This is a genomic window from Aedoeadaptatus acetigenes, from assembly GCF_025566985.1.
Classification (GTDB): Bacteria; Bacillota; Clostridia; order Tissierellales; family Peptoniphilaceae; genus Aedoeadaptatus; species Aedoeadaptatus acetigenes.
This window is the reverse complement of the sequence record NZ_JAOQJD010000006.1, coordinates 69,643-89,117: the sequence shown is the minus strand read 5'-3', so window position 1 is coordinate 89,117 and position 19,475 is coordinate 69,643. Positions and strand designations below refer to the sequence as shown.

The 19,475-nt window shown below is 47.5% G+C and carries 16 protein-coding genes and 1 other annotated feature; of the genes, 1 reads left to right on the top strand and 15 read right to left on the bottom strand.

What is annotated here, in order from left to right; genetic code table 11:
• Positions 1-195 precede the first annotated feature (195 nt).
• From tnpA to OCV31_RS04655, 9 genes are all read right to left on the bottom strand, one after another.
• Positions 196-657 (bottom strand): IS200/IS605 family transposase, encoded by a 462-nt coding sequence (tnpA, locus tag OCV31_RS04695; RefSeq protein WP_068454118.1) that lies wholly within the window; start codon positions 655-657, stop codon positions 196-198.
• Positions 658-842: 185 nt separating this feature from the next.
• The gene (gene trxB / locus OCV31_RS04690; RefSeq protein WP_148473059.1) at positions 843-1,766 is read right to left on the bottom strand and encodes a thioredoxin-disulfide reductase; all 924 of its coding nucleotides are present in this window, start codon (positions 1,764-1,766) and stop codon (positions 843-845) included.
• Positions 1,767-1,775: 9 nt separating this feature from the next.
• Entirely contained in the window at positions 1,776-2,792 is a 1,017-nt protein-coding gene (gene fni, locus OCV31_RS04685) for a type 2 isopentenyl-diphosphate Delta-isomerase (protein ID WP_148473057.1), read from the bottom strand.
• Positions 2,793-3,129: 337 nt separating this feature from the next.
• Positions 3,130-3,681, bottom strand: coding sequence for an MptD family putative ECF transporter S component (locus OCV31_RS04680; protein WP_267303805.1), 552 nt, complete (start codon positions 3,679-3,681; stop codon positions 3,130-3,132).
• Positions 3,682-3,803: 122 nt separating this feature from the next.
• Entirely contained in the window at positions 3,804-5,540 is a 1,737-nt protein-coding gene (locus tag OCV31_RS04675) for an ABC transporter ATP-binding protein (RefSeq protein WP_148473055.1), read from the bottom strand.
• A complete protein-coding gene (locus tag OCV31_RS04670; RefSeq protein ID WP_148473053.1) occupies positions 5,533-7,251 on the bottom strand; it encodes an ABC transporter ATP-binding protein in 1,719 nt (572 codons plus the stop codon). Before OCV31_RS04670 ends, OCV31_RS04675 begins: the two co-directional genes overlap by 8 nt.
• A 73-nt stretch (positions 7,252-7,324) precedes the next feature.
• A complete protein-coding gene (locus tag OCV31_RS04665) occupies positions 7,325-7,918 on the bottom strand; it encodes a TetR/AcrR family transcriptional regulator (RefSeq protein WP_148473052.1) in 594 nt (197 codons plus the stop codon).
• Positions 7,919-8,167: 249 nt separating this feature from the next.
• Positions 8,168-8,821, bottom strand: a complete 654-nt coding sequence (locus OCV31_RS04660) for a type I restriction-modification system subunit M N-terminal domain-containing protein (RefSeq protein WP_148473050.1) — start codon at positions 8,819-8,821, stop codon at positions 8,168-8,170.
• A 360-nt stretch (positions 8,822-9,181) separates the two neighbouring features.
• A complete protein-coding gene (locus OCV31_RS04655; RefSeq protein WP_148473048.1) occupies positions 9,182-11,902 on the bottom strand; it encodes a cation-translocating P-type ATPase in 2,721 nt (906 codons plus the stop codon).
• 304 nt (positions 11,903-12,206) lie between these two features.
• Here OCV31_RS04655 and OCV31_RS04650 point away from each other — a divergent pair, with 304 nt between their 5' ends.
• On the top strand, positions 12,207-13,271 hold the full coding sequence (locus OCV31_RS04650) for a copper amine oxidase N-terminal domain-containing protein (protein WP_148473046.1): 1,065 nt from the start codon (positions 12,207-12,209) through the stop codon (positions 13,269-13,271).
• Between the two features lie 281 nt (positions 13,272-13,552).
• On the opposite strand, the gene OCV31_RS04645 is transcribed toward OCV31_RS04650, so the two are convergent.
• From OCV31_RS04645 to OCV31_RS04620, 6 genes are all read right to left on the bottom strand, one after another.
• Positions 13,553-14,776 carry a stalk domain-containing protein gene (locus tag OCV31_RS04645; RefSeq protein ID WP_148473044.1) on the bottom strand — a complete coding sequence of 408 codons (1,224 nt, stop codon included), beginning with the start codon at positions 14,774-14,776 and terminating at the stop codon, positions 13,553-13,555.
• 192 nt (positions 14,777-14,968) lie between these two features.
• Positions 14,969-16,258 (bottom strand): serine--tRNA ligase, encoded by a 1,290-nt coding sequence (gene serS, locus OCV31_RS04640; protein ID WP_148473042.1) that lies wholly within the window; start codon positions 16,256-16,258, stop codon positions 14,969-14,971.
• Between the two features lie 32 nt (positions 16,259-16,290).
• Positions 16,291-16,453 (bottom strand) — a binding site (T-box leader).
• A gap of 104 nt (positions 16,454-16,557) precedes the next feature.
• A complete protein-coding gene (locus OCV31_RS04635; RefSeq protein WP_148473040.1) occupies positions 16,558-16,725 on the bottom strand; it encodes a DUF362 domain-containing protein in 168 nt (55 codons plus the stop codon).
• 228 nt (positions 16,726-16,953) lie between these two features.
• Positions 16,954-17,109 (bottom strand): FeoB-associated Cys-rich membrane protein, encoded by a 156-nt coding sequence (locus OCV31_RS04630; RefSeq protein ID WP_148473038.1) that lies wholly within the window; start codon positions 17,107-17,109, stop codon positions 16,954-16,956.
• Positions 17,110-17,118: 9 nt separating this feature from the next.
• A complete protein-coding gene (gene feoB / locus OCV31_RS04625; RefSeq protein ID WP_148473036.1) occupies positions 17,119-19,224 on the bottom strand; it encodes a ferrous iron transport protein B in 2,106 nt (701 codons plus the stop codon).
• Positions 19,221-19,469: a FeoA family protein gene (locus OCV31_RS04620; RefSeq protein WP_148473034.1), complete on the bottom strand. Its 249-nt coding sequence runs from the start codon at positions 19,467-19,469 to the stop codon at positions 19,221-19,223. Before OCV31_RS04620 ends, feoB begins: the two co-directional genes overlap by 4 nt.
• Positions 19,470-19,475 lie beyond the last annotated feature (6 nt).

The window sequence follows — 19,475 nt, the reverse complement described above, 5'->3', positions numbered from 1 at the left end:
GCTTATGGTGGATGAAATTTGTGTTTATTTATTTGGTTTGTTTAAAAATATTTAATTCCACAATCAGAACCACCGGCTTAGCCGGTGGTTTGTTTTGCCCCTATAAGGGGCTGTTACCGGCAGCACTTTCGTGCTCTGAATTTCTTCCTCTTGCAACAATTCCCCAGTTGGCGCTAAAGCGCCTGTTCTCATACTTTATTTGACCTGCTGACCCGTAAACGGATCGATGAATTCCTTCATGCTTATCTGATCCGCCATATAATCTTCTTCCAATTGGTTTTTGATGTATTCTTGGATTTTTTTCGCATTTTTTCCCGCAGTATCGACGTAGTACCCTCTACACCAGAAATGCCTATTTCCGTATTTGTACTTTAGGTTTGCGTGTCTATCAAATATGATTAAGCTACTTTTTCCTTTTAAGTATCCCATGATTTGAGATACGCTATATTTCGGTGGAATTTCCAGCAGCATATGTATATGATCCGGACAACATTCCGCTTCGATTATGTTTATTCCTTTTCTCTCGCATAGGTCTCTTAATGTTTTTCCTATGTCTTGTTTCAATTTCCCGTATATAACCTGCCGCCTATATTTTGGCGCAAACACAATGTGATACTTACAATTCCAACTTGTATGTGCTAAGCTGTTCTTATCCATATGGATACCTCCTTGATATTTTATTGCCGATAACACAATAATTTTATCATAGGAGGTTCTTTTTTTACTTGAAGCTAAAGCTTTTTATGCCTACCACCAGCATAGCTGGTGGTTTATTCATGCTAAAGCGCACAAAAAAACAGCTATGCGCGGTATTGCATAGCTGTTTCAAAAATTGAATTGATTTAATCGTATTGGACGATGCGCTTAGCCACGGCCATGGCGGCGACGCAGCCTTCCCCGCAGGCGTTAATGACCTGGCGGAAATTTTTGTCCACAATGTCGCCGGCGGCGTAGATGCCGTCCACGGCGGACATTTGATTTTCGTCCACTTTCACATAGCCCCTGTTTAATTCCAGAAGCCCTTCGAGAAATTCCGTTTGGGGTTTCACGCCCACGTAGATGAAAATTCCCATGGGGCGGTCGCCTTTTTTCACCGTGAAAGTTTCGTCGGTTTTATTGTTGTAGAGGGCGAGGCCGTCGGCCATGGCATCTCCCAAGACCTCCTTCAGCTCCGTGTTCCACATGACGGAAATATTTTCGTGGGCCAGGGCCTTCTCCGCCAAGAAGCGCTCGGCGCGGAAGCTGTCTCTGCGGTGAACGATAGTGACCTTCGCCCCTAAATTCGCCAGGTACAGGGCCTCTTCCACGGCGGAATTGCCGCCGCCGATGACGTAGACGTCGCCGTCTTGGTAGAAGGCGCCGTCGCAGGTGGCGCAGTAGCTGATGCCGCGGGAGACGAATTTGTCTTCCCCGGGAACGCCCAGGCGATTGGGCTTAGAGCCCGTGGCCAGGAGGACGTACTTGCCTTCGTAGCTGCCGCTTTCCGTCTTCACGATTTTCGTCTCGCCCGCTGACTCGACGGAAACCACCCGCTCGCGAATGGTGGCGGCACCGAAAGAGGCCGCTTGCTTTGCCATACGCATGCCGATATCCATGCCCGTGTCCTCGGCAAGCGCCCCGGGGAAGTTTTCAAGAGACATGGTGAGGCTCATTTGGCCGCCGTCCATCTCCGGTTCGAAGATCACCGTGTTCAAATGGGCGCGGCTCGCGTAAATGGCGGCAGTGAGCCCGGCCGGGCCGCCGCCGATAATCATAAGATCGTACATAATTCCCTCTTATCTCAATAATTCCAAAAGACGGCCCGTGGCTTTCCACTTCACCTGTCTTAATTCATCGATATTCTTCGCACCAACCAGGACCATGACGATTTTTACCTTGTTGATCAAATCATCTAAATACACCGAGGCGTAGTCCACGCCGCCGTGCACGATGTATCTTAAAATTTCGCCGCTAATGGCGCACATGTCGGCGCCGAGAATCAAACACTTCACCAGATCCAGGCCGTTTCGTATGCCGCCGGATGCGGTAATGTGGAGATCCTTCTTGCCTAGTGCCACGGCTTCGTGAAGGGCGTAGGCCGTGGGAATCCCCCAGCCGTAAAGCTCCGTCATGTCCGAATTAAAGTAGCGGAGATTTTCCACTTCAAAGAAATTCGTGCCGCCGTAGCCGGAAATGTCCACGTGGCGAATGCCCAAATCGTAGAGCCGCTCGACGACGGAGGCGTCCATGCCGAAACCCACTTCTTTCACCAGAACGGGCACGTCCAGGGCCTCATTTGCTGCGCGAATCCGCTCCGCCGTGCCGCGAAAATCTCGATCGCCCTCTTCCATGGCCAGCTCCTGCGCCGGATTTAAATGGATCTGAAGGGCGTCGGCCCGAATAATTTCCACGGCCTTCTTCGCCTCGTCCACGGAGAGATTGCCGTTCATGTTCCCGAGGACGATGCCCTCATCGCCGATAATCTCCCGCACGATCTCAAAACTTTCCACGGCTTCCTCGTCTTCCATGGCGATGGTTTCACTGCCCACGGCCATGGGCAGATCAAAGCGCTTGGCGAGCTGCGCCAAATCCGCATTGATGTTTTCCGCAAATTCCGTGCCGCCGGTAATGGCGTTGATCATGAGGGGAAAATGAATCTTCTTGCCCAAATACGTCGTGGATGTGTCGATTTCGTCGACGGAAAGTTCCGGCAGCGAAATATGGGGCAGATACATGTCGTTGAAAAGCGGATCCCCTCGGTAGTCCGTCTTCAGGTAATTTTCAACATGCTCTCTTTTTCTGTATTTTCTCACTTGCATCCCAGCCTTTACTTACTATGATGAATCTATCATACCATCAAATCCATGTGGCCTCAAAGAAATTTATACTATTTATCACCTAAAATTTTCCGAGGATGTGCGACGCTTTTCTCCCCATGAAAAAACCGCCCGAAGGCGGCTTTGGATTGGCGGTTTAGAAAAACTGATTCAGAAAATCTTTAGACAATGAAAAAGGCTATGAGTTTGAGTGCTCATAGCCTTTTATTTAATTTTTATAATTTTCTGCCTGTTCTAAAACCATATCAAAAATTTCTTCGCTCCATTGAGGAGGATATCCGTTTTTATAAAGCGGGAAAATGATCGGCTCATCTTATTTGAGCTTGCTCTGCTGAGTGCTTTTCTCAAAGAACTTATTGTTGATGAATACTCCGAAAAATCCGGCTAACAAGCACAGCACAACATTAACGGCAGCAGCTATCAAAATCACTTCATTTGTATAGGCGGCAACCATTTGTGCTGCTTGTTCTGGAGAAAAGGTAGATGACATATATTTTACTAAACCTTCGACGCCTAAAATTTTTGTTAAAAGAATACTGTGCATCGAATCGGTAAACATGACAACACTAAAAGCAATGGCGATGCGTTTGCTATTATCGTACTTTCCGATAATCAGCTCGCAGACAATCCCTGCAATCAGAGTAATCGGAATCATGATCCCATAACCTAAAATTGCATATACCAACCCAAGCACAGCCCAAAAGAGAAGCGCTGTGCCACGCTTTTGTACTTTTCGAGCCGCAATCACAAAGGTCGGTCCGATCACAAAAGCGGCAAACCCGGCTGAAATGTAGAGGGCAGCCATGCCTAAAAGTCCCGTCAGCATACTGATTCCAAAGGAGACAACACAGCCAATTACTGCCAATACGGCGATCTATACAATATTTTTTAGTTTTTCATCATAAAATTCCTTTCTGAACATTTAATTTTCGACAACATCAGGCACATTCATTTTTTTGTCGAAGATGTTGTTGTTAGTTCCAAACTTTAATTTGCGAATCTCCAGCTTTCCGCCTTGCTTCTCGATTCGATAAGATCTCGATAAAGACCTCCTTGCAGCATCAATTCATCATGTGTACCGCACTGCTCAATCCCTGCTTTGTTCAGTACCAAAATCCGGTTTGCATTACGGATCGTCTTCAAGCGGTGCGCGATCATGATGACGGTTTTGTTTTGAGTAAGGGCTTCAATAGCTGCTTTCAGCTTGTCTTCGTTTTCCGGATCAACATTTGCAGTAGCTTCATCAAAGATGATAATCGGTGCATCTTTCAGCATTGCCCTGGCAATGGAAATGCGCTGTTTTTCTCCGCCGGAAAGACTTGTTCCACCTTCTCCGATCATGCTCTGATAGCCATCGGGCAAGGCAGAAATAAAGTCATGGCACTGAGCCTTTTTTGCCGCCGCAATCACATCATCGCGGGTGGCATTTGGGCATCCGAATTTAATGTTGTTTTCAATCGTATCGGCAAAAAGATAGACATCTTGGAAGACCATCGAAATATGATTCATGAGATTTTCGAGGGAGTAATCTTTTATGTTCTTTCCTCCAAGGCGAATCTCTCCTGAATTGACATCCCAAAAGCGAGAGATCAAATTGCAAAAAGTTGTTTTCCCTGAACCAGACGGCCCTACGATAGCCGTCATTGATCTTTCGGGGATATAGCAAGACACATTATTTAAGATTGGCTTTTCGCCATAGGCAAAGGAAACATTTTTAAATTCAATATCGTGTTGCTGAAGTGCATCATTGATATGACCTTCCGGCATATCTTGCATTTGATTGACGTAATCATAAGAATCCATCGCGTTGTCAATGGTTCTAAGCATGGCCATAGCACTACCAGAAGCCAATAAACTGTTAAAAATCACAAAACTGGCAACCAGCGTCATGATGGTATAATCCAAAGCAAGCTCTCCCGAAAAGTAGCATGAAAGTGCTGTGGCAATCATAACCGAAATCGTGATCGCAATGATGATTTTCAGCAGTACCGTGTAAGGTGTAACGGCCTTTTCAAGGCTCAACATCGATTTTTTTGTTTCTTCAAAACTTTGATCCAACTTGTTGTTATTTGGCCCGCCCAAGTTATAGGACTTGATGATCTGCATACCTTGCAAGGTTGCCAGTACTTCTTTCGTGAGATCGTTTTGTACAACAGAAACTCGATCCGAACTCTTTTTAGATCTTTGCTGCATTAAAGCGGCCGCCGCCAAGAAAATCAAAGACCCAGCGATAGCAATGAGTGCAATTTTCCAATGCAGCATAAAAAGGGACAGGATAAATACCACGGTAACAAGCAGACCGCCGAATACCATAATAAAAAGTGTGGGCACCCAAGTTTCGAGACTGTCCAACTTTGTCGTCGCAATGGCCGTTAAATTTCCTAAGCTAAAATCATTGAAAAAGCCCATTGGCACTTTTTTGATTTTTCCTCCCATAGCGATACGTTTATTTGCGGCTGTAAAATAGCCGGCATGCGTTTGCTTAAGCATGGAATTTTTCTTAGAAATAATGATGCCCAGTAAGGAAAGCAATAAGAATGCGCTGCACATACCAATCGTCTGCCACGTAATTTCCTGCTTTATAATCGCCGCAATGACCAAATAGATGGCCATAAATTGAAAAACGTTAAAAATCGCGCCCAAAAAACTCCAGATCACCGAGGAGCGAATCATTCCTTGCTCACGCTCTGCAAATTTCCATAACTTCTTAAATGTATTAATCATTTTCTTCACCTCGCATGGCCGCACTCCACAATTCTTGGTAAACCGGAGAATCTTTTAATAGTTTATCGTGTGTTCCGTGATTTTCAACATATCCATCATGGATAACAAATATTTGATCCACATCTGCAATGGTTTTCAGTCGATGGGCGATAATAATGAGCGTTTTGCCTTTTACCAATGTGGCGATGGCATCTTGCAAAATAGCTTCATTTTCTGGATCGATATAGGAAGTGGCTTCATCCAAAATGACAATCGGTGCATCTTTGAGCATGGCGCGTGCAATAGAGATGCGTTGGCGCTCACCGCCGGAGAGATGCCCGCCACCTTCTCCGGCAACCGTTTCATAGCCTTGTGAGAGCTTCATAATGAAATCGTGGCAGCCCGATTTTTTAGCGATTTCTATAATTTCCTCATCCGTTGCATTTTTTTTGCCGATGCGAATATTATCTTTGATGGAAATATCAAACAAATAATTGTCTTGAGATACATAAGAAATAGCATCCGAAAGCTGTTCTAAAGGCATATCCTTGAGAGCTATGCCACCAATTGTTATGGTGCCACTATCGGTATCCCAAAATCCGGCGAGGAGCTTTGCAACGGTCGATTTCCCTGAGCCAGAATACCCGACGAGTGCATTGACACTACCTTCATTGATGTACAGATTGACATCCTTGATAACCTGTTTGTTGTCATCGTAAGAGAAATTCACGTGATCGAAAGTGATGTCATAGCGTGAAATGTTTTGTGTACCGGTTGCGTGGGATAACTCTTTTGAGTTGAGAACTTTTTCAATCTCACCGGCAATGGTTTTGATGCGCCCCATATCGTCCTCATAAGACATCACCTGCATGATATTTGAGATTGTGCCAAACGATAAAATAATCAACATCAAAAGATGAGCGCCGCTTAGGCTACCTTGCATACAGAAGAAAAGGCCAAACGGAATGATGGTTAAAATACCCATCGGTGCAAGCGACATGCTCACCGCATAATCGTTGTTGTTCAAGCCCATCCACTTGCAGTAATAATCTGCTTTGGCATAAACATTATCGCTGTATTTTTTATAGGATGTATCGCCTTGATTAAAAGACTTAATGACTTCGATGCCGTTGATATATTCCACAATTGAGTTGTTCATGTCTTGACCAATTTTGACTGCTTTGGGAAACATTTTAGGCATGCGCTTCATCGGGCCGGCCATAAAAAACATGCCGATCACAAGAGGAACCAGTGCCAAGAGCGAAACGCGCCAATCGAGTACAAACATGTAAACAAGAAGTAAAACCGGGCCAACAATATTAGCGGTCATTTCAGGAATCAGGTGAGCCAGGGTTGTCTCCATGCTATCAACTTGATTCACGATGACATCTTTTAGCTTTCCTGTGCTTAAATTCAAAATGTTTCCTAACGGCATTTTGAAAAGTTTGTCCATGATATCTCGCCTGATTTCACACAAAGCACCATAGGTCGCCGTATGAGAAATCGTGGTGGAAATACCCATAAAAACTTCTTTTGCGCACAGCAGCGCGAGAATACTGAGGACTCCTTTAGTATAAAAAGCAAAATCTGTATTCCCTGCAATGAGGGCAATGATCATTTTGCTCAAGAGCACATAGGTAAAAAGTCCTGCCAGTACACCCAAAACGGCAAAAAGAACCGAGAAAAAGTAGCCGGTCTTATTTTTGGCGATGTACTTTTTCAATAAGTTCATATCAAAAAACCTCCTTAGTAAATGAATGAAATGCGAAAATTGATGGAAGATTTTAGAGTCCGGAAACTTCCGCTTACTGAGAAGTCGAACGAGTAAAATAACCTTCAAGCATGGATACCAAGTGCTGTCTGTTCTTTAGAAAATTTTCACGCGTATCTAAAATTTCACAGGATAACAAGCTTGCATTGATGAGATTCGTTACAAATTCATAGTCATCATCAGTAAGCAATCCGCAGTCGTACCCATTCATAAAATGCTTAAAGTAAGTAATCGAATCCCTCTTGAGTTTTTCATATAATGCGTTAAGCTGTTCATTTTTCTTAATCTCACCAAGAAACATGACATAGATAGGCGTAAAAGGATTATTCGCCAACATTTTATCGACGACAACTTCAGCCAAGATATGTGGTGTAAGCTTGTTCCCCATATGTTGAACCGTGTTTGTTACCGTCGCTTCACGCATCCTGCTTCCTCTGTCCATAATGTCGTAGAGGATTTCTGTCGTATTTTTGTAGTAGTAGTATAATCCGCCGGCTGATAAACCGGATTTTTCACGAACATCATCCATCGTCGTATTGTTAAAGCCCTTAGAAGAAAAGAGTGCCATAGCAGCCTTTTGAATGTCTTCTTTACGCATTTCCGGATCTAATCGTTCTCTGACCATCATTTTCCTCTCCTTGACCATCATTTTCCTCTCCTTACCGAGATTAATCTCGGTAAGGAGAAATTACCATAGACTAACTTATTTGTCAAGAATTTTATGCGGTAATGGCAATTCACCTAATGTTGCATAAAAAAAGAACCCTGCCAGACAGAACAAGATTCTTGTAACGCGTAATGCTTCTTAGTTTAATTTTAGGATGAACATCGCTGTGAGCTTTTTGATTTTCGTACCCCTTAGTATTAGGTTCGTACCCTAAGCGGCGATGCCGTTAAAATGTATCAAATATGGTGTTTTGTTCTCATATACAACTCCGTCATATGGTTCGATTAGCTCAGTCAATAGTCTTACACCGCTTGAAGGTGTATAAAATTCACCGTCTTCCTTTGTTCCTGATGCTGCATATATTTGTAAAAAATATTCGTAGACTCTTCCGATCAAATCTTCTTCATGGAATCTATCTCCATTTATTTTATTTATCTCATCGATTAGACTTTTAATTTTACTTGCCGGAGCTCCTAAATTAGCGTACAAATTTTGAGGCAAAGTTCCTTTGAGGGAAGGATTATCCTCCTCTATATCTTTCATTGCTGTATCTATTTTTATTGCTATATCATCTGCCGATGCATTTTTAACTATGTAACTCCATCTGGATGTTTCATTTAGATAATAACCATTGTCAGCATGATAAGTGGCCGGCATCTCTCTTAGCATGAATAAATCAGGATGTTCTTCTTCAATTTGTTTTCTTCTTGTTTCAAACTTATCTCCTGCAAACTTTAAGAAAACTAATCCTATTACAGCGTCTCTATTTTTTTCAGTACTTCCATATCCTCTTAATGATACTCTGCAATTCCATAGAACTGATTCTAAGGATAATTCCTCAGTTTTATCTTTATTTTTTGCCATTTCACATCTCCTTTAATTAATTATCCAGCACTGATATTCCAAAATCTCCAGTACATCACATTTAAACTACCTACAAATTTTGCCCGGTACTTCTATGCCTATACTCTCATCCCATCCTGCTTTGTCATGACATGTAGAGTTATATTTATGGCATTTTGTAGGCCCGGTTTATTCTTTCTTCATATTTTATTTTTTCCATAATTTATCATTGGAAAGACATCATCCATCTCAGGTAATGCATCTACTATGTACAGTCCTTCGACAGTATTATACCAAATTTTATAACTCTATCTTTGTAGGATGAAAGAAGGTTTTGAGTTCGGGAGATAAGCATTAAAAAACCGCCCGAAGGCGGCTTTCTTATTTGTCTTCCACATCCACAATGTGGGTTTGTTTGAAGCGAATCATTTTTTGGATTTCGCCGATGACCAAGGGGATCAGGGCACAGACGAGAACGATGGCCCAGTCGACCATGTTCAGGTCCGTCATGTGGAACAGATTTTCCAGGAAGGGAATGTAGAGGACCACGAGGACCAGCGCCAGGGAAAACAGCACGGCTTGGTTCAGGCGCTTGTTCGTGAAGAAGCCCATTTTAAAGAGGGTGTCGTCGATGCTTCTCGAGGAGAAGGAGCGGAACAGTTCGCTGAAGACCAAGGTGGAGAAGGCCATGGTCCATGAATAGACGAGGCCGTCGCCGTCCATGCCGTGAGTGGTGAGGGCGTAGCAGTACACGCCAAGGGTCGCCGCCGTAATGGCGAGGGACTGGATGATGATGGTGATGGTGATGTTTCTGTCCAAAATCGGTTCTTTGGGATCTCGCGGCGGTTCGTACATGGTTTCTTCTTCGCCTTTTTCCACCCCGAGGGCCAGTGCCGGGAAGGAGTCGGTGACTAAGTTGAGCCACAGAAGCTGAATGGGCAAGAAGGGTGTGGGCAGATTCATGATGATGGAGAGGAAGACCACGAGGACTTCGCCGATGTTGCAGCTTAAGAGAAAGGTGACGAATTTTTTAATATTGGCGTAGATAATTCGTCCTTCCTCTACGGCGTTGACGATGGTGGCGAAGTTGTCGTCGGTTAAGATGACATCTGCCGTATTTTTCGCCACGTCGGTGCCGGTAATGCCCATGGCGATGCCGATGTCGGCTTTTTTAATGGCCGGGGCGTCGTTGACGCCGTCGCCGGTCATTGCGGCGATTTCGCCGTTTTCTTTCAGGGCCGTTACGATTTGTACCTTGTTTTCAGGGGATACGCGGGCAAAGACGCGGGTGGTCTTGACGATTTCGCGAATTTCTTCCGGGGTCTTGTCGTTGAGCTCTTCCCCCATCATGGCCTTATCTCCTTCACGCAAAATGCCCAGCTCTTCGGCAATGGCTTTGGCGGTAAGGAGGTAGTCGCCGGTAATCATCACGGGAACGATGCCGGCGTTTCGGCATTCTTTAATGGCGGCCTTCACTTCCGGTCGCGCCGGATCGATCATGCCGGTGAGGCCCACGAAGACCATGTCTTTTTCGTTTTCTTCCGTGGAGGGATCCGCGGGCATGGCGTCGTAGTTTCTAAAGGCAAAGGCCAATACGCGCAGGGCTTCTTGGGCAAAGGCGTTGTTTTGCTCCAAGATCGCCTTTCGGTCGGCATCGGTGAGCTCCACGATCTCTCCGTCTTTAAACAGATACTTGCAGTTTTTCAAGACCACATCCGGCGCGCCCTTGGTAAAGGACGACACTTTGTTGTCGAAAAAGTTTTCGTGGAAGGTGGACATCATCTTCCGATCGGAATCGAAGGGAATTTCACCGATACGGGGAAATTCTTCTTCCAGGGCTTCTTCCTTCACGCCGAGCTTGCCCGCCAGGGTAATGAGGGCGCCTTCCGTGGGGTCGCCTAAAATGCTGTACGTTCCGTTTTCTTCGATTAAGTCCGCATCGTTGGTTAAGGTGGCGATGGAAGAGAGGGTTTTTAATCCCTTGACATCGTCCACAGAGAGCTTGGCACCCTCATAGGACAGTTCCCCTTCCGGCGCGTAGCCCGTGCCGGAAACGTCCATGACTTTTCCGTCCAAATAAACTTTCGTGACGGTCATTTCGTTTTGAGTCAGCGTGCCCGTCTTGTCCGAGCAAATGTAGGTGGTGGTCCCCAAGGTTTCCACAGCCAGAAGCCGCTTCACAATGGCGTGGCGCTTGGCCATATTGCCCATGCCCATGGAAAGGACGATGGTGACGATGGCGGGTAAGCCTTCGGGGATGGCGGCGACGGCCAAGGAAACCGAGGTCATAAACATGCGCAGGGTGTCGTGGCCGTAAAGTTTGCCCACGATAAAGACCACGGCACAGACGGCGACGACCAAAATCCCCAAGGTCTTGGAGAGGCCCGCCAGCTTCTTTTGCAGGGGCGTCTGTTCCTCTTCCATGGTGGAGAGGGTGGTGGCGATTTTACCGATCTCCGTGTCTTCTCCCGTGGCGGTGACGATGCCCTTGCCCCGTCCGTAGGTGACGATGGAGGCGGAGTAGGCGTAGTTTTCTCTATCGCCGATGCCCGCATCTTCTTCCAAGGTGACCGTGGCATCTTTTTCAACGGAGACGGACTCCCCGGTGAGGGAGGATTCGTCGATTTTTAAATTGGTGCTTTCAATCAGGCGCATGTCCGCCGGCACGATGTCGCCGGTTTCCAATACGACCAAATCTCCGGGCACGACGCGCACGGAGTCGATTTCCACGGGGCGCCCGCCGCGGATCACCTTCACCGTGGGAGAGCTCATTTTCTTTAAGGCGGCAATGGCTTCTTCCGCCTTGCCTTCCTGTACGATGCTCAACACGGCGTTCACGATGACGATGGCGAGAATAATGACGGAGTCCACCATTTCGCCCACGGCGCCGGAGATAATCGCGGCGATTAAAAGTATGATGATCATGGGATCGAGGAATTGTTCCGCCAGTTTTTTAGCGAAAGACTTGCCTTCCTCTTCCTGCAATTCATTGGTCCCGTATTTGTCCAGACGCTTTTCGGCATCTTCCGGGGCGAGCCCCTTCTTGTCGTCGGCCGACAGTTCGTCGAGAACCTCTCGGGCACTCATTTTGTACCAATCCATAAAAACCTCCTCTTATAAAAAAAGACTCCTGTCCCACGGACAAAAGTCTCACAGCCTGTGTAGGATCCTTGGCCGGGCATACGCCGGATTGACGACCAAGAATAATAGTTACTCCCCTTTGTTTCGAAGAGTAGTATACCAAATCGAAAGGGCTTCGGTCAATGAAAATCGTTGAAATAAAGTGGGCGCGAAGGCCGTTTCTCCTCTTTTCGCGGGCTCCGTTTTTTCGTGGCTTTTCCCTTCTCGACATAATATAATATACATAAGATAAAATATAACAGTTACACCGAAAGGATGATGACTCGTGAAAAAAACCCGCATGGCGTGGCTCTTTCTGCTCGCCGTAATGCTCGCCATTCCCACCGAAGGTTTTGGCCAAGTCCCGGTCCGACTCTTCATTCGGGGAAGCTATGTCGAAGGCGACGTGGCCCCGCGCATCGTGGAGAACCGCACCCTGGTCCCCCTGCGCCTGATCAGCGAAGCTTTGGGTTACGATGTGGCGTGGAACGACGCCGATCGAAGCATTCGCATCACGCAAGATGACCGCGCCCTGGATCTGAAAGTGGGGAGCGATGCGGCCACCGTTTCCCGGGCCGGCGCGACGCAGACCGTCACCCTGGATGTGCCGCCGCGCATCGTCGAAAATCGCACCCTCGTGCCCCTGCGCTTTATTTCCGAAAACTTCGGCGAAAAAGTTGACTGGGACGATGCCAATCGCACCGTCGTCATCGGCGAAGGCTACAGCCCGATGAAGAATCCCGGGGAAATGACCCTCCGCTTCAGAGACCGCAGCGTCACCGTCAAGACCAAATCCGTGAACGGCCAAACCATGATTCCCGCCGCCGATTTCGCCAAGGCCATGGGGTGGAACTACTCGAATAAACCTAACGACTACGAGGAACAAATCCCCGTGCTTCACGATCCCGTAAACGGCGTGGAAATTTGGAACTACGGCGAATACTTTACATGCGACGGCATCGACTTTAAGCCAATGGATGGAAAGGCCCGAGGTGCAGCTTCGAAGAAGATCGACGGCCGCGACTACCTCTCCCTTCGCCATCTGGCCGACGTCCTCCACGCCGACCTGAAAGAATCGGAAGGCGAAATCCTTTTAACGGACAAAAATGAAGCCACCTACAAACTCTTTTACAAACCCCTTTTAGACGGCGGCGAACGCTACGGCTACGAGGCGGCAAAAGTGAACTCCATTCAATTTAAAAACCACCACTACTATATTATGCCCCTGAACAAAACACCGGAAGAATACAACCGCCTGGGCATCTTCGACAAAGAAATGACGCCCATAGGCATGTGCAATTTCTACATGAATGTGGACAAAAACATCGTGGAAGCCGCCTCTCAAGGCTAGGGCGGAAGAATCACTTTTCGCAGCGATTTAACGGACGCGACAAAGGGAGAGAGAATCATCCGATTCCCTCTCCCTTTTTTGCATGTGAACTACCTTTATGCGTCCTTTAGAAAGAACCGTATCTTAATATTTAGTAATAGGCAGGAAAATCTTTTCGAATGATTCATGAACATGTTGGTTTGAATTGAAAAGATAAACCCCGGATTCTATCCGAGGTTTGTCAGTAGATTGGAAATGATCTTTTACAATACAATTGTTTGTTAATTCGCCTTGTCAGCTACTTAATTGCCTCCTACAATTTGAATTTTATCACTTACATGTGCTTCAATCTTCCACTCGATCGGTTTCTTCTCCGGCTTCTTTTCAGGTTTCTTGTCCTTCTCAGTCGTTACAGAGTCACCGTCGGGTTTAGAAGAGCCACCGTTATTGAATGGATTGCCGGTGTCGGTAGGACCATCGGTGTTAAAGGGATCTTTAGGTTTACTAAATCGATCGAAACTGGAAAATACAAAGCACGCAATGCCACAAGGCTTACCATCGACTATTGCCACCTTATATGCATAACCATAAACGACGGCACTGGGCGACCTCATATTTCTATCATGGCCCGGGGATTTTTTCCAGATTGTGAAGGCATCCCGAATCGGCTTGTCGGAAGCGTAGGTCCAGCCGATTAAATTTTCGCCGAGGTAATTTTCGCGAAGCAGATTCGCCGGGGATTTATGGTCGAAGGTGCCGTCTGTGGCCAGTTGTTGGATTTCTTCATCTGCACGCTTCTGAGCGATACGATCCAACTCCTGTGTCCGAGCCACTTCGCCAAGGCCTAAGCTTTTTCTGTAATTTGCATAAGCCACGGTGTAATAATGGGCAAGGCTGTCGTCGGTGGCGGAATCGACGGTCCGCGGTTGGGGTTTAACCGGCTTTTCTTGTGAGCCGCCTCGTCCATAGTCATTTCCTTTATTGCCTCTGTCGGAATTCCGCCCTTTGTTCCCTTCCGGCGTCTTCGAAGGGTCTTTTTGAATCAATACTTCGCGATTTACCCAATCGACCTTGTAGCCCAGGGCCTCGGATACGAAACGCAGGGGCACGTACGTGCGATTGCCGGCAAGCACCGTCGGCGTGTCCAATACGCCTCTTTGGGTTTTGTCGCCGTAGATCTCGTATTGATCCGATCCGATGGCAAAGTAGATCGTCTTTGAATCCGATTTAATGAGGACAGCCCCCTTTGGATGGTCGGCCTGTCTTTCGACAAATTCGACTTTGTTGCCCAGATTTTCCGCTACAAAGCGAATGGGCACCATGGTTCTGCTCGTCCGTTTGTTAATATAGGCTCTGCCCATTTCTTTCGGAATTTGTTGAACTTTGCCGTTGATTTTGATGGTAACCTTGCTTACTCCGGCATCCGGCGGCAAACTGCCGGTTCCATTTGCCGCAACGGTTGTGGGGATCAACAACGCCAAAAGCAGAAACGCAACGACAACTGTTTTAAATGTCCGTCTTCTCATTACGTACCTCCTTGGTGTAAAATTTTATGTATTTCTATGATTTAATTGTATCATTTACTTTCTTTTTAAACAATTAAAGGCTTTAGAAAAAGATTTTTTCCCGACAAATTCGTTCCCACTAAAAAAGACCCCGAATCAACGGGGCCTTTTCGCAACGAGAAAGGAGCGCTTCTCCTTCCCTGCAGTATTTAATTAGTCGATCTTTTCGATTTTTTCCTTGAAGCCCATGTAGGGACGGAGCACTTCCGGAATAAAGATGGATCCGTCTTCTTGGTAGTGGTTTTCCAAGAAGGCGATGAGCATTCTCGGCGGTGCGACCACGGTGTTGTTCAAGGTATGGGCCAGGTAGAGCTTGCCGTCTTCGCCGCGGATGCGGATGTTTAAGCGGCGGGCTTGGGCGTCGCCTAAATTGGAGCAGCTGCCCACTTCGAAGTATTTTTGTTGACGGGGCGACCAGGCTTCCACGTCGCAGCTCTTGACCTTGAGATCGGCCAAGTCGCCGGAGCAGCATTCCAGGGTACGCACGGGAATGTCCATGGTGCGGAAAAATTCCACGGTGTTTTGCCAGAGTTCGTTGTAGAAATCTTTGCTGTCTTCGGGCTTGCAGATGATGATCATTTCTTGCTTTTCGAATTGGTGAATCCGATAGACGCCCCGCTCTTCGATGCCGTGGGCGCCCACTTCTTTTCTGAAGCAGGGGGAATAGCTGGTGAGCTTATGAGGCAAGGTGGCTTCTTCCGTAATGGAGTCGATGTACTTGCCGATCATGGAGTGTTCGCTGGTGCCGATAAGGTACAAATCTTCCCCTTCGATTTTGTACATCATGTTTTCCATTTCAGCGAAGCTCATGACGCCGCTGACCACGTCGCCGCGAATCATAAAGGGCGGAATGTGGTAGATATAGCCTTTGTCGATCATAAAGTCCCGGGCGTAGGATAAAATGGCGGAGTGCAGGCGGGCGATGTCGCCGCGCAGATAGTAGAAGCCGCTGCCCGAGGTTTTTCTCGAGCTGTCCAAGTCGATTCCCGACACGGATTCCATAATGTCCACGTGGTAGGGCACTTCGTAATCGGGGACCACCGGTTCGCCGAAGCGTTCCAATTCCACATTTTCCGTGTCGTCTTTGCCGATGGGCACGGTGTCGTCGATGATTTGAGGAATGACCAGCATGATTTCCCGAATGCGCTCGGATTTTTTGCCTTCTTCCAGTTCCAATTCTTCGATGCGATCGTTAATGGCCTTGACTTCGGCCTTTACTTTTTCCGCTTCGTCTTTTTTTCCGTCTTTCATCAGGCCGCCGATGGATTTCGACAGGGCGTTGCGCTTGGCGCGCAGCTCATCGCCTTCGGTTTTGGCTGCCCGATTGGCTACATCCAGCTCGAGGACTTCGTCGACGAGGGGAAGTTTGTCTTCTTGGAATTTCTTTTTAATATTTTCTTTTACCAAGTCGGGGTTTTCACGAATCATACGAATGTCTAACATAATTACCTCCATTAAAAAAGCCGCCTCATCCCCTATGGGACGAGACGGACCCGCGTTGCCACCCAAATTAACCGTTTCCGGTTCACTTCATTGCCGGGCTCAAAGGCGGATTCAAAGATTGCTCCCGCCTGCTCACACCAACCGCAGGCTCTCTTTCGGGTTACATCTTCTACTGCTCCTTATCGTCGCCCTATATCGTTGATGGTAGTATATCACAGCTGTGGAAAAAAAGGTAGTTAACTAATTTTCCCATAAAAAAAGACGTCCTTGCGGAGAACGTCTTTTTTTAGATCCGATTTTTATTCGGGTTGTGCAGCGCCGGTGGGGCATACAGCTGCGCAGGAACCGCAGTCGATGCAAGCACTTTCGTCGATGGAGTAAACGCCACCTTCAGAGATGCAGTCAACGGGACATTCGGGTTTGCAAGCGCCACAAGCGATGCATGCGTCAGTAATTTTATGTGCCATAAGTAAACCTCCTAGATTCTGTCAGGTATGTGCAGCGTGCTAATACCTAAACACATTATGTTTTCTTTCTGAAGTCATTATATCATTATCACAGAGGATTTCAAGGCCTAATTGAAAAAAATACAATCTTTTCCGACGATTTTTCACATATCATAGTAAATCAGTTTGAATTTTGCAGTGTAAAGGGAAGAAAAAAGGATGCCGAAGCATCCTCTTTATCATTTACTATTAGTGGCTGTGGCTGTGATCGTGTTCATGATCACAACTTGCCGTCCCACATTGGGAGCAGCCGCAGCATCCGCCTTCTTCATGGGACTTGCGCATGGAGCGGACAGCGCCGAAGATAGCCAAGCAGACGACAGCCAGTACAATAATGGTTCCCATAGTATCTCCTTAATTTAATTGTTCGCGACCGATGGGTACGTCCTTGACTCGGGGTTTTCTCACAATGGCCCAAATAATTCCTGCCAAGAGGACGAAGGCCACGCCGGTCCATACAGTGAAGGATCCGCCGGTCAACAGTGATCCGATTTGGAAGACGATGAGGGCGATGGCATAAGCGAAGCCCGTTTGAAAAGTCAGGGCGAACAGGGTCCAGAATTTCGATTGCATTTCCTCGCGAATGGCGCCGGTGGCGGCGAAGCAAGGAACGTTTAATTGGTTAAAGAGCATAAATGCCAATGCGCCGAGGAAGGTAAATTGGGTGGCGACGTAGGCGTTTAAGCTGGCACCTTCGGCGACACCGTTGATGATGCCGTAGGTAGAGACCACGGCTTCTTTGGCTACGAGGCCGGTGATGCTGGCCACGGTGGCTTGCCATGTGCCGAAGCCCAAAGGAATGAAGATGGGGGCAATGATTTTGCCCAGTGCAGCGAGAATGCTGTCTTGGTTTTCCGCAAATTCTACGAATTCGCCGTGGACGGAAATGTTTTGCAAGAACCAAATGATGATACTTGCGACGAGAATGATGGTCCCGGCCTTTTTCACGAAGGCTTTGCAGCGGCTCCATACGCTCTTAAAGACATTTTCTGCCGAGGGAATGTGGTATTCCGGAAGTTCCATAACGAAGGGTGCCGGATCGCCTTGGAAGATCGAAGTCTTCTTGAGCATTAAGCCCGCAATAATAACGGCGATGATGCCGGAGAAGTAGGCGATGGGCAAGAAGTACCAGAAGCCGAAAGAGGCGACGAAGAGGCCGATAAGGTTCACTTTTGCCCCGCAAGGCATAAAGCTTGCCACGACGACGGTCATGCGGCGGTCGTTTTCGTTTTCGATGGTACGTGTGGCCATGACGCCGGGAACGGAGCAGCCGGTACCGATAAGAATCGGAATGAAGCTCTTGCCCGAGAGACCGAATTTTCTAAAGATTCTGTCTAAGATAAAGGCGATACGGGACATGTAGCCCACATCTTCCATAATGGCGAGGAAGAAGTACAGGGTGGCGATCAAAGGCAAAAAGCCCAAGACGGCGCTGACCCCGGCGACGATCCCGTCCATAACGAGGGATTCAAGCCACGGTGCCGTATCCATTGACGAGACGACATTGCTGATGGCGTCGGCGACATAGGTGCCCAGCAGGGTGTCGTTGACCCAGTCGGTAACGGGGCCGCCGACAAGTCTGGCACTGATGTAGTAGACGCCGGTCATAATGATGACGAAGATGGGCAGTGCCAGGATGCGGTTGGTGACCACAGCGTCGATTTTGTCGCTGGTGCTCATGCCCCGCTTGCCTTGCTTGTAATTGCCTTCGACGATGCCTGCAATGGCATTGTAGCGCATTTCCGTCATAATGCCTTCGCCGTCGTCTTCGTAATACTCTTCCAGCTCGGAAATCACTGCGGCGATCTGTTTTTCTTGATCGGCGCTCAGATTCAATTCGAGCTTTTGGTCCCCTTCGATAAGCTTCAAGGCATAGAAGCGCTTGGCGTCCAATGCGCCCACGGAGGGGGCGATGTCGTAAATAGACTTCGCCGCATCTTCCAAGTGCTCGTCGTAATAGACGTGGTTCTCCGCGGCGGTGCCGTGGACTTTTTTCGCCATTTCCATGAGCCCGTCGAGATTTTCTTTCTTCAATGCGGAAATTTCCACTACCGGCGCACCCAATGCCTTTTCCAGGCCGGAGCGGTCGATGACGTCGCCCTTGTTGCGAACTACGTCCATGCGGTTCACGGCGACGACCACGGGGATGCCTAAATCCAACAATTGGGTGGTTAAGTAGAGATTTCGCTCTAAATTCACCCCGTCGATAATATTAATGATAACTTCCGGTTTTTCGTTTAATAAATACTTCCGGCTGACCACTTCCTCCAGTGTGTAGGGGCTCAGGCTGTAAATACCGGGAAGGTCAGTAATGGTAATGCTTGTATCCTTTTTGTACTGCCCTTCTTTTTTTTCGACGGTAACGCCCGGCCAGTTCCCGACAAATTGGTGGGAGCCGGTCAAGGCATTAAATAGGGTCGTCTTCCCGCTGTTCGGGTTGCCCGCTAATGCAATTCTCACGCCTCTTCCCCCTTCGGTCCTTGAGTTTCTTCCACTTCAACAAGCTCCGCATCGGCCTTTCTAAGGCTCAATTCATAACCGCGCACGGTTAATTGAATGGGGTCCCCCAAGGGAGCAAATTTTCTTACGAACAACACGGTGTTTTTCGTAATGCCCATGTCCATAATGCGGCGCTTCAAGGGGCCCTGCCCGTTGATTTTCTTCACTACGTAGTACTTGTCTACCGACGCTTCATTTAAATTCATCCTACA